This is a genomic window from Cupriavidus sp. 05T41 (assembly GCF_056396525.1).
The window spans coordinates 1-11481 of record NZ_JBFTLQ010000036.1 but is presented as its reverse complement, the minus strand read 5'-3'; the positions used below and the strand labels follow the sequence as shown (position 1 = coordinate 11481).

The following is an 11481-nucleotide window of genomic DNA, read 5'->3' as shown; positions in this document are numbered from 1 at the left end:
TTGAAGTCTCTCTGCATTTGGTCGTGACGGCAAAGTACCGGTTTCTGATCGATGAGTGTCTATGGCCAAATCTCGTTCAGGACGCGGCTCAAAGAGGTCACTGGGACACAACCTGTGTTCGCGATCGCGGCTTAAGTGGGATGAAGGACCATGACTTGATCCGGTACGCAGTCGATCACGACTATGCGCTCGTCACTCATAACGCCGCGGACTTTCGCGGGCCGCTCGGTGGACCACCCGGCGGCCACCACGCGCGGCAGCCCCTGCATGCGGGACTGGTGTGCCTGAATTCCGGCGCAAGCCAGGTCTGTTGTTGAAGGTCAGGCGTTGGAGCCCAGCTCTTCAGTAGCCAGCGCGCTGGCTTCCTCTGGCGTGCGCGAGAGGAAGCCAAATACCGCGACAGCCGACAGGACGGTGATGACCGTCAGCACGTGCAGCAGCATGCGGAAGGCGTCTCCGTAACCGGCGACCAGCAGTTGGTGGCTGACTTGCGGCAGCGCCTCGGCGGCGTGCGCCAGGTCTCCGGTAGCGAGCCGTTGTGCCGCTTCGCCGACCTTCCCGGCAGTTGATCCGGCTTCTGCCAGCACCGCGCTCAGGCTGACCTGTGCAATGGCAGCCAGGACAGCGCTGACCGTGGCGAGAGCGATCCCCTCACCCGCCACGCGCGTMGTATTGAAGATGCCCGTTGCCATCCCCGCGCGTTCCTTGGGTACCACGCTCACTGCGAGACCATCCATCAGGCCCCAAGGCATGCCAGCGCCGATACCAATCAAAAGCATCGGCCCCACCACGGCAAAACCGGCAGCGCCGACGTCGATCTGGCTGAACCAGTGGAGGCCAACTGCGGCGATGAGGAACCCAATGCCCGAGAGCACGCCGGCGGAGACCCAGCGAGTCAGCGTGGCGACCAGCACGGGGACAACCAACATCGGTGCCGACAGTGCAATCATGAGGATGCCTGCATCAATTTCGCTCATGCMTTCGATGCCGATGAACCGCAGCGGCAGCATCACMACGAGCACGATGTAGCTGTAGCACGTGCCGATGGGGAGCATCTGCACACCAACAAAGCGCGGAATGCGGAACAGTCTCAGGTCGAGCATCGGGCGCGCCGAGCAAGATTCGACATAGATGAAAATGGCCAGCGTCAGTGCCGCGGCAGCKAGCGAACCCGCGACAAGCGCGCTGGACCAACCACTTTCGGGTGCCTGGATGACGGCGAACGTGAACAGGACCAGTGTGGCGGTGAACGAGATGGTACCGGGCCAATCGAGACCCTGCGCGTTGGGGTCGCGGGTCTCACGCATGCGCGGCACGCCGAACAGCATGGCAGCTGCGCCAACCAGGGCCGTCGACAGGAACACGGAGCGCCAACCGAAMGCATCGATGAGCACGCCGCCCAGGAGCGGGCCGAAGGCGAGGCCGATGCCGAAGCTCGTGCCCAGCATGCTGAATGCACGGGTGCGCGCGTGGCCGTCGAACTCCTGCGCCAGTGCTGCGGTACCGCCGGACAGTGCCGCAGCGGCCGCAATCCCCTGGACGGCACGCAGGATATCGAGCCACGCGACCGACGGCGCGGCAGCGAGTGCCAGCGACGTGAGCACGAAGAAGCCGATGCCGATGGCGAACAAACGCTTGCGGCCATAGACGTCGGCCAGCGCCCCGGCCGCCATCAGCAGGCTGCCGAAGCTGAGCATGAAGGCGTTGGTGATCCAGGTCAGCGAGACCGCACTGCCGCCGAGCTCGCGGCCGATGGCGGGCGTGGAGACTGCACCGCCGGTGAAGCTTAGTGGCAGCACGATTGCGGCCATGCAGACCGCTAGCAGGATGAGAGGTTTGCCGCGCTCGGAAGCGTGACTGTCAGTTGAGGAATCTGGCGATTTCATTGGTGACTTTGATAATGGATTGGATGCCGTCAATGGCATCGAGATGCTCGAATCTGGGTGCGATCCGCCAACGGCGGTTGGGCGCGGAATCCAACGATGCGTGTTTGGCGGGAGGGAGATTGCGCGCGCCGCTCGCCGCAGCGATTTGCCGCATGCCGGCGGCGCAGGAAGGCGGAAATGTAGCGCTTGACCCCTCCTGGATAAAGGCTTCGAATGGCGATTCACCGTATCCAGAATCGAAACAATCGCGGACTTCTGAATCAGCGCTTCACGACGCTGGCTTCCTTCGGCTCGTCTGCCTTGGCGATATCCCCAACCGAAGCATCACCCCAACCGCCACCAAGCGCGCGGATCAGGTTCACCGTGGCCGCGGCCTGCACGCTCTGCAATTGCACCGCTGCCCGCTTCGTCTGCAGCGCGGTGCGMTCAGCGTCAATGACATCGAGAAAGTTGATGGCACCCTCGGTGTACTGCATGCGCGAAATATCCGCGGCTCGCGTAGCCGACTGCACCGCTTCGGCCTGGGTCTGCTTCTGCCCTTCCAGGATGCGCAGGTCCGACAAACCATCTTCCACCTCGCGGAATGCGGTCAGCACCTGTTGACGGTACTTCGCCACGTCTTCCTCGTAGGCGGCGCGCGCATTGGCCAGGTTGGCGGTACGGCGACCACCATCAAACAGCGGGATGTTCAGCGACGTGCCAGCCAGCGGCCCGAGCAGGAACGCGCGGCTGCTCCACTTGAACAGGTCGCCCAGCGTGGCCGACTCGAATCCGCCCACGCCCGTGATGGTGAGCGACGGGAAGAATGCCGCCTTTGCAATGCCGATMCGCGAGTTCGCGGAAGCCATTGCGCGCTCGGCGGCGGCGATGTCCGGACGACGCTCGATCAGCGACGACGGCAGGCCTGCCGGGATTCGCAGGTTGACGGCTTCGATGGGCGCCGCGGGCATCGAGAACTCGGCAGGCGTCTTGCCGAGCAAGACGGCCAGGCTATGTTCGGACGCCGCACGCAGACGCTGCACCGACATCGCATCGGAGCGTGCCGTGGCGAGYTCCGCCTTGGCGCGCGCGACGTCGAGTTCGCCGATGTCGCCTTCGTCGAACCGGCGTTGCACCAGTTTGAGCGCCTGTTCACGCAGGCTCACCGTGTTGGCGAACACCTCAGCCTCGGCATCGAGACCGCGCAGCGTGAAGTAGTTCTGCGCCACGTCGGCCTGCAACGCGAGCTGCACCGAGCGGAACAGCGCTTCGCTCTGCTGCATGTCCGCCTTGGCTGCGTCCACCGACGATGCCACGCGGCCGAACAGGTCGACTTCGTACGAGGCGCTGGCCTGCGCGCGCCACAACGTCTGCTGCGGGACCGTGGTGCCGTCAGGCTGGCGCAGCGAGGCACCAGACACCTGCTGGCGTGTCGGGCCGAAGCCCGCGTCGAGCGTGGGGAACAGGCCTGCACGTGCAGCCTGGTTCAGGGCCCTCGCCTCCTTCAGCCGCGCGGCGGCGGCAGCCAGGTTCTGATTMGCCTCGAGCGCCTGCTGTTCCAGCGCATTGAGCTTGTCGTCGCCGAAGATGGTCCACCATTCGCCGCGCGAGAGTTCCTCGGACGGCCTGGCGGTCTGCCAGGTGCCGGCTTCCGCCGGCTTCAGCGTGGTCTGCGTCCAGTCAGCCGGCGCCTCCTTGAAGCTGGTGCCGGCGCCGTCAGGCACAGCAGGCTTGTTGTAGGTCGGTGCCAGCGAGCAGCCGGCCAGAACGAGCAGGGACGCCAGCAACATCGAGCCCTTGCTCAGCCATTGGGTCATGGATGCGTTCATGATGATCTCCTTGGTTTCCMTGTTCATTGCGCCGAAGCGGACTTGACGACGTGCAGCGGGTGCCCAGCGTGCAGCGGTTCGGCATGCGTGTGGTGCTTGTCAACGATCGGCTTGCTACCAGCCATCTTGCGCAGCGCCACGTAGAACACCGGCGTCAGCAGCAGGCCGAACAACGTCACGCCCAGCATCCCGAAGAACACCGCGATGCCCATCGCACGACGCATTTCCGAGCCGGCGCCGGTCGACATCACCAGGGGAATCACGCCCATGATGAAAGCGAACGAGGTCATCAGGATCGGGCGCAGGCGCAGCCGGCTCGCCTCGATGGCGGCCTGCATGATGGTGCGGCCCTGCATTTCCAGCTCGCGAGCGAACTCCACGATCAGGATGGCATTCTTCGCGGATAGCCCCACCAGCACCATCAGGCCAATCTGCGTGAAGATGTTGTTGTCGCCGTTGGTCAGCCACACACCGAGCAGCGCCGACAGGATACTCATCGGCACGATCAGGATGATGGCCAGCGGCAGCGTCAGGCTTTCGTACATCGCGGCCAGCACCAGGAACACCAGTAGTACGCTGATGGGGAACACCCACATGGCGGCGTTACCGGCCAGGATTTGCTGATACGTCAGGTCGGTCCACTCCATCTTGATGCCGCGCGGCAGCGTTTCGGCAGCAATGCGCTCGATAGCGGCCTTAGCCTGGCCCGACGAGTAACCGGGCGCCGGGCCACCGTTGATGTCTGCTGCGGTGAAGCCGTTGTAGCGCACCACCATTTCCGGACCATAGGTCGGCGTGACCTTCACCAGCGACGACAGCGGCACCATTTCACCGGCGGCGTTGCGCGTCTTGAGTTGCAGGATGTCGGCGGCGGTGGCGCGGAACTGCTGGTCAGCCTGGGCACGCACCTGGTACACGCGACCGAATTTGTTGAAGTCGTTCACGTACAGCGAACCGAGGTAAATCTGCATGGTATCGAACACGTCGGTCACCGGCACGCCGAGCTGCTTGGCCTTCACGCGGTCCAGGTCGACGTCGAGTTGCGGCACGTTGATCTGGTAGCTCGTGAACATCGGGCCCAGTTCCGGTGCCTTGGAGGCAGCCTTGATGAATGCCTGCGTCGCCTCGTTGAGCGCTTCGTAGCCAAGTGCGCCACGGTCTTCGAGCTGGAGCTTGAAACCACCCAGCGTACCCAGGCCCGACACCGGTGGCGGCGGGAACGTGGCGATCTGCGCGCCCTTGATCTGGGCAAACTTGGCGTTCAGCGCGGCAGCAATCTCCGCAGCCGATTCACCAGGGCCGCGCTCCTTCGACGGCTTGAGCACCGGGAACACCAGGCCGCTGCTCGACGAGTTGGTGAGGCCATTCACCGACAATCCCGGGAACATCGGGGCATGCACCACGCCCGGTTGCTTCAGCACGATTTCACCCATCTGGCGCACCACGTCTTCGGTGCGGTCCAGCGAAGCACCGGCCGGCAGTTGCGCGATGCTGACCAGGTAGTCCTTGTCCTGCGCCGGCACGAAGCCGCCCGGCACGATCTTGCCCATCAACAGGGCCAGCGCCAGCAGCAGGCCGTAAAGGACGAACATGATGAGCTTGCGCTGGATCACGCCGCCCACGCCCTTGCCGTAAGATTCCGAGCCGCGCTGGAACACCTTGTTGAAGCCGTTGAAGAACGGGCCGAGGATGCGGTCCATCACACGGGTCAGACGGTCCTTCGATGCGTGGTGGTCCTTGAGCAGCAGCGCAGCCAGGGCCGGCGACAACGTCAGCGAGTTGAATGCCGAGATGACCGTCGAGATGGCGATCGTCATGGCGAACTGCTGGTAGAACTGGCCGGTCAGGCCCGACATCGAAGCCAGCGGCACGAACACGGCTACCAGCGTCAGGGCGATGGCGATAATCGGCCCGCTCACCTCCTGCATGGCCTTGTACGTAGCCGCACGAGGCGACAAACCTGCCGAGATATTGCGCTCGACGTTTTCCACGACCACGATGGCGTCATCGACCACGATACCAATGGCAAGCACCATACCGAATAGCGACAATGCGTTGATGGTGTAGCCGAACGCATGCATCAGCGTGAACGTGCCGACGATGGAGACGGGCACGGCCAGCAGGGGAATCAACGAAGCACGCCAGGTCTGCAGGAAGATGATGACCACCAGCACCACCAGCGCGATGGCTTCGAACAGGGTGTGAACCACCGCGTCGATACTTTCCTGCACGAAGCGCGTCGGATCGTAGACGATTTCGGCCTTCACGCCGTCGGGCATGTCCTTCTGCAGTTCGGCCACGATGGCGCGCACGTCATCCGAGATCTGCAGCGAGTTCGCACCCGGCTGCTGGAAGATGACGATTTGTACCGCATCCTTGTTATCGAGCATCGCACGCAGTGCGTACTCCGATGACGACAGTTCGATGCGTGCTACGTCCGACAGGCGCACCACGCCACCCTCAGGCGTGGTCTTGAGGATGATGCCGCGGAACTGCTCTTCCGTTTTAAGTCGACCTTGTGCGTTCACGCTCAGCTGCATCGGCACGTTGGCGGCCATCGGCGATGCACCGATGATGCCGGCCGCCACCTGCACGTTCTGTTCGCGAATCGCCTTGACCACTTCGGTGGCCGTCATGTTCTGGCGAGCCACCTTCTGCGGATCGAGCCAGACGCGCATCGAGTAGTCACCGGCGCCCCACAGCGCGACCTCACCGACGCCGGGCACACGGGCGAGCCGGTCCTTGACGTTGATGAGCGCGTAATTGCGCAGGTAGGTCAGGTCGTATTTGCCATTCGGCGAGACAACGTTCACGCCCATGGTCAACGTCGGTGACGACTTKACCGTGGTTACGCCCAGGCGTTGGACGTCTTCAGGAAGACGCGGCATCGCCTGGTTGACGCGGTTCTGCACGAGCTGTGCAGCCTTGTCCGGATCGGTGCCGAGCTTGAACGTGACCGTGGTGGTCATGTTGCCGTCGCTGTTGGCCTGCGACTGCATGTACAGCATGTCCTCGACGCCGTTGATTTTCTCTTCGAGCGGCGAGGCGACGGTTTCCGCGATGACCTTCGGATTGGCGCCTGGATACTGCKCACGCACCACCACCGAAGGCGGCGCCACTTCCKGGTATTCGGCCGTGGGCAGCTTGAAGAGCGAGATCACGCCGCCAAGCAGGATAATCACCKACAGCACGCCCGCGAAGATGGGCCGGTCGATGAAGAACTTAGAAATGTTCATGATGTGACTCCGTTGCCCCGTATCAGGCTGCCGACTTGGTGTTACCTGCGCTCACCATGTCGACGCTGCGCGCCTTGACGGTGTCGTTCGGGCGCACGCGCTGGATGCCGTTGACGACGATGCGCTCACCCGGCTTCAGACCGGTTGCCACGATGCGCAAGCCTTCATGGAGCGCGCCCAGGGTGATTTCGCGGTATTGCACGCGGTTGCCTGCGTCGACCACGAGGACATACTTCTTGGCCTGGTCCGTACCGATGGCGGCGTCGTCAACCATGACCACGGGTTGCGTCTGGCCACCGCCGACCTTGACGCGGGCGTAGAGGCCCGGCACCAGCGCGCCGTCAGCGTTGTCGATACGAGCGCGAACGCGGATGGTGCCGGACGTGGTGTCGAGATGGTTGTCGACCGAGACGATCACGCCCTTGCGCGAGTAGCCCGCTTCGTCGGCGAGGCCCAGTTCAACCGGCATCGGCGAATTGGCACCGCGACGCAGCKTGCGCAGGTAGGTCTGTTCGTCTGCGTCKAACGAGGCGTAGATCGGCGACACCGACACCAGCGTGGTGAGCAGCGGCGCACCGGCGCCGACCGATACGATGTTGCCAACCGTCAGTTCGGCGCGCGACACGCGGCCTGCTACCGGCGCCACGACGTCGGTGTACGAGAGCGTCACCCTGGCTGCCTCGAGCGCGGCACGCGCGGCCTTGAGGCTTGCCGATGCTTCGCGCGCGGCATTGTGCTTCTCGTCGAAGTCCCGGCGGGCGATGGCGTTGCTTTCGATCAGGCGGTCGGCACGGGCTGCATCGCTGGAGGTGTAGCTGGCGCGTGCCTCGGCAGCAGCCAGTTGCGCGGCAGCACGGTCGACTTCAGCTTGATAGGGGCGCGGGTCGATGGTGAAGAGCGAGTCGCCCTTCTTGACGAGCTGGCCGTCCTTGAACTGGACCGCCACGATCTTGCCAGGCACCAGCGGACGAATCTCGACCTTGTCGATGGCTTCCAGCCGGCCCGAGTAGTCTTGCCATTCCACGATGGATTGGCTCACCACGGTGGCGGCGTCMACATCGATGGCTGGCGCGGCGGGTGCAGGGGAGGCGGCCGTAGCGCTCGCCACCGAGCCGTCGCTGCCATGGGTGAGCGCCAGGCCCGCCACACCCACGACAAACAGCATCCCAACTGCCATCGTGAGTTTCTTGCGATTGGTAGTCATGATTCAGATTCCTTTTCMGTCTTAAAGTCGTTTCAAAGCAAATCGGGTGCTTCGGTCCAGGAGCTCCATCCATTCGCTACGTCGCGCGGGTGTGGCTCTAGCTTGGAAACCAGTATTACTCTCGCGCACGCATCGATAAAGATGCGTTTCTTGGTCACTTTGTGTCCTCTATGGATACAATCTGGATGAAGGGGAGCCCAGKCGCGTCTTGTGTATGGCGACACGGGTGAACACCTGCATTGCCTGAAGCTGTGCGGCGGCCAGTGCGACGCACACGTGTTTCTAATGTGGGAACTACAGTGCCGCGCAGACGCTTAAGGCGACGTTCCGTTTGATTTCTGGCGGAGCGCCTTGGCGAGGTCGGCGATGTATTCATCCCTCAACCCGCAGTCGAACAGCGCGCGATCCAGCTTGTGGACGTACTCGGCGTTGGACCCAAACGATCCCTTGGCGACGGCGACGATGGACGCGACGCTTTCCACGCTTGCGTCCCGCTCGTACTGGATGCCGGTGGTATTGGCKACGAACACAATGCCGGTCACCCGGGAGCCATCGGCCAGCGCCAACGAGGCCCAGGTGGGCACGTAAGAGCCCGCGATCATTTCGCGCACCCACAGGACTTGAAGGTCTTCCTCGAGATGAACCGAGGTCAGCCGGAGCGCAACCCCTTGCGTGGTGCCTCCTTGCTCGAGTGCCAGCATTCTTCCGGGCACGTCCGACGACGCGCGACCAGCCACCATCCGCAGACAGAAGCTGCGGCGCCAACCGTGGAGAGTCGCCACGTCGCGCCTGTCGAAAGTGAGCAATGGGTTCCACATCAGGGACCCATAGGCGAAGACCCAGATGTCCTCGCCGGGAGGCCTGGCGCGCATCGTTGCCGCGAGCGAGGCGTCAATCTGGGCGCGGGTCCAGACTAGGGCTTTGGGGAGGGCTAAGGTCCCCAGCCAGGCTCCTGAATGAATTGATTCTCTCGTGTACATGCTCTCTCGCTTGGCCGCAGTCGGCCTAGGGGGATCGCGAATCGGTCTGCTGATGCCGCGGGTATGGMAGCATTGTTGGTGTCGGAAGTCACTTGATAAACATGCTAATCTGGGACTCTTTGTCTCCGGCTAGGACACAATGTCTGATCGCTTAGATGCTTCCGTTTCAGATATCGAGGCTTTCGTCGCCGTCGCCCGAAGCAGCAGCTTCACGCGCGCGGCCGAGGGATTGGGAACAAGCAAGTCAAACGTCGGCAAGTCGGTTCAGCGACTCGAAGCGGCACTCGGCACTCGCCTGTTTCAGCGCACTACGCGCGCGGTTCGGCTCACCGAAGAYGGTGAAACGTATCTGATCGCGTCGGAGACTGCGCTTGAAGGACTGCGTGAGGCTGGCCAGGCATTGGCGGCCCGGCGCGCCGAGCCCATGGGCAAGGTGCGGCTCGATCTGCCTGCCGGCTTCGGGCGCCTTCTGTTTCCTGCGCTTGCCGAACTCCGCGTGAAATACCCTCGCCTGAGCTATGAGCTCGCGCTCACCGACCGCATGTCCGACGCAGTCTCCGAAGGCTGGGATATCGTCGTGCGTATCGGAGCCCTGCCGAACGATGGCGAAATGACTGTCCGGAAGCTGTGCGATTTGCGCCTGGGGCTCTACGCCGCGCCCGCCTATCTGAAGCAACGCGCCGAAATTCGCTCGCCGGCAGACCTGCCTGGCCACGACGCCATCGTGTTMCGAGGGCCCACTGGCCGGCTGCGGCCTTGGAAGGTGGCCGACGGTCCGCATATCAAAGAGCTGTCGCTCAATCCCGTGCTGGCRCTGGCCGATGGTCACGCTCTGGTGGAAGCCGCCGTGCAAGGTTTCGGCATCGCGCAAATCCATGACCGCGTCGCGCAGCCGCATGTCGACGCGGGCCGATTGACCCACATCCTTCCTGGCTCTGACGTGCCCGGGCCTCCTGTACACGCCATGATTCCGCTGGGCCTGAAAATGCCGGCCAAGACACGCGCCGTACTGAACCAAATCGTGGCGGCTTTGCAGCGGACAGACTAGCGTCGTCGAGCTGCTGCCCGGAGGATGCAGTGGCCGCTCCTGCTTTGTATTGTCTCCAACGTGGAGACACAGCGCATCATTTTGACCTGTTTATCCTGATCCGGGCGATCACTACAGTTGGGTCTGTTGGCGCGACGGACCCGGTGGTTCGAAGCGCAACGCTAACGAAACCCACTGGACCGAATCATGAAACTCTACATCGCCCAAGCCACTTGCTCCCTCGCAGTCCAACTGATTGCCAATGAGCTGGGTCTGAACCCGGAACTGATTCACTACGATGTGTTMGGCAAGAGCACGTCGAACGGCGACAACTTCGCAGAGGTCAACCCTCTCGGGTATGTGCCGGTCCTCGCCCTCGACAACGACCAGGAAGACCTGCTGACCGAAACGACCATCATCACGTCGTACCTTGCGGACCAACATCCGGAAGCAGGCCTGATCCCTGCGCATGGCACGCTCGAGCGCGTGAAGCTGGATCAACTGCTCACGTTCATCGCAACGGAAATTGCGCAGAAGCACATCCCGCTGATGCGCAAGCTGCAGACGGAAGAGGGTGCGGAGTGGACTCGCAACAAGCTCGTCGTCGCATACACCACGCTGGATGAGCGTCTCKCCGATGGCCGCGCTTATCTGACCGGCGAGCAATTCACGGTGGCCGACGCGTATGTCTGGGCCACGATGTGGCACGAGCGCTCCGGCGCGCAGATTGGCCATCTGAAGAACCTCATGGCTTATATCGCACGCATCAACGCGCGTCCTTCGGCGATCAAGGCAATCAAGGACGAGACCGACATGGTCAACATCCATGAAGCCGAAAAGGCGCTCTGAGTGAAACGCTGAAGCAAGACGGGGCCGCATCCGGCCTCTAGCGTCCAACCGCTCCCCGGAAGTCGCTCATCTCCGTACGCAGGCGACCCGGTAACCGACGCGGTCATGGACGAGGTCACCGCCCGGCAGGGCCGTCACCGGTCGAAACGATGGTGAGCCTTTAACTGCCCTGCACAAAAAACCGGCAGGCCCGCCCCGATCAGCAAGACAACCCAACTATTGCCCCTGCCTATGGATCGAATAACAAACCAGTCTTAGACCTTATAGCTGTCAGCGTCCATTCTTSCTCCATCGAATCCCGATCCACACCAGATCAACCGAYGGAGCAAGAACATGCAAGAMATCATCGACGGCGTACTGAAGTTCCAGCGCGACGCCTTCCCCCAGCGCTCGGACCTCTTCAAGCGCCTGGCCACCAGCCAGAGCCCCAGCACCCTGTTCATCGCCTGCTCGGATAGCCGGGTGGTGCCGGAGCTGCTCACGCAGCGCGA

9 protein-coding genes and 1 pseudogene are annotated in these 11481 nt (G+C 63.0%); 4 read left to right on the top strand and 6 right to left on the bottom strand.

Annotated features, from left to right (window positions below; genetic code table 11):
- The first annotated feature begins 23 nt into the window (after positions 1–23).
- Entirely contained in the window at positions 24–317 is a 294-nt protein-coding gene (locus AC1DKV_RS21140) for a DUF5615 family PIN-like protein (RefSeq protein ID WP_441649971.1), read from the top strand.
- A 3-nt stretch (positions 318–320) separates the two neighbouring features.
- On the opposite strand, the gene AC1DKV_RS21135 is transcribed toward AC1DKV_RS21140, so the two are convergent.
- From AC1DKV_RS21135 to AC1DKV_RS21110, 6 genes are all read right to left on the bottom strand, one after another.
- The gene (locus AC1DKV_RS21135) at positions 321–1886 is read right to left on the bottom strand and encodes an MFS transporter (protein WP_477137891.1); all 1566 of its coding nucleotides are present in this window, start codon (positions 1884–1886) and stop codon (positions 321–323) included.
- Positions 1861–2040 carry a hypothetical protein gene (locus tag AC1DKV_RS21130; RefSeq protein WP_441649969.1) on the bottom strand — a complete coding sequence of 60 codons (180 nt, stop codon included), beginning with the start codon at positions 2038–2040 and terminating at the stop codon, positions 1861–1863. Before AC1DKV_RS21130 ends, AC1DKV_RS21135 begins: the two co-directional genes overlap by 26 nt.
- Before the next feature lie 106 nt (positions 2041–2146).
- On the bottom strand, positions 2147–3694 hold the full coding sequence (locus AC1DKV_RS21125; RefSeq protein WP_477137890.1) for an efflux transporter outer membrane subunit: 1548 nt from the start codon (positions 3692–3694) through the stop codon (positions 2147–2149).
- Between the two features lie 23 nt (positions 3695–3717).
- The gene (locus tag AC1DKV_RS21120; RefSeq protein WP_477137889.1) at positions 3718–6930 is read right to left on the bottom strand and encodes an efflux RND transporter permease subunit; all 3213 of its coding nucleotides are present in this window, start codon (positions 6928–6930) and stop codon (positions 3718–3720) included.
- Positions 6931–6952: 22 nt separating this feature from the next.
- Positions 6953–8134, bottom strand: a complete 1182-nt coding sequence (locus AC1DKV_RS21115; protein ID WP_477137888.1) for an efflux RND transporter periplasmic adaptor subunit — start codon at positions 8132–8134, stop codon at positions 6953–6955.
- A gap of 314 nt (positions 8135–8448) precedes the next feature.
- The gene (locus AC1DKV_RS21110; protein WP_477116324.1) at positions 8449–9114 is read right to left on the bottom strand and encodes a gamma-glutamylcyclotransferase; all 666 of its coding nucleotides are present in this window, start codon (positions 9112–9114) and stop codon (positions 8449–8451) included.
- A 139-nt stretch (positions 9115–9253) separates the two neighbouring features.
- Between AC1DKV_RS21110 and AC1DKV_RS21105 the strand changes: the two genes are divergently transcribed.
- The 3 genes and pseudogenes from AC1DKV_RS21105 to AC1DKV_RS21095 all read left to right on the top strand — a co-directional run.
- Entirely contained in the window at positions 9254–10162 is a 909-nt protein-coding gene (locus AC1DKV_RS21105) for a LysR family transcriptional regulator (protein ID WP_477137887.1), read from the top strand.
- Between the two features lie 186 nt (positions 10163–10348).
- Positions 10349–10990: a glutathione S-transferase N-terminal domain-containing protein gene (locus AC1DKV_RS21100; RefSeq protein ID WP_477137886.1), complete on the top strand. Its 642-nt coding sequence runs from the start codon at positions 10349–10351 to the stop codon at positions 10988–10990.
- A 333-nt stretch (positions 10991–11323) separates the two neighbouring features.
- A pseudogene (locus AC1DKV_RS21095) lies at positions 11324–11481 on the top strand (carbonic anhydrase); the annotation flags it as partial.

What these genes read in the sequence shown, in the direction of transcription:
- AC1DKV_RS21130 (WP_441649969.1), bottom strand. Translation starts at nt 2,040, where the DNA reads ATGCGGCAAATCGCTGCGGCGAGCGGCGCGCGCAATCTCCCTCCCGCC.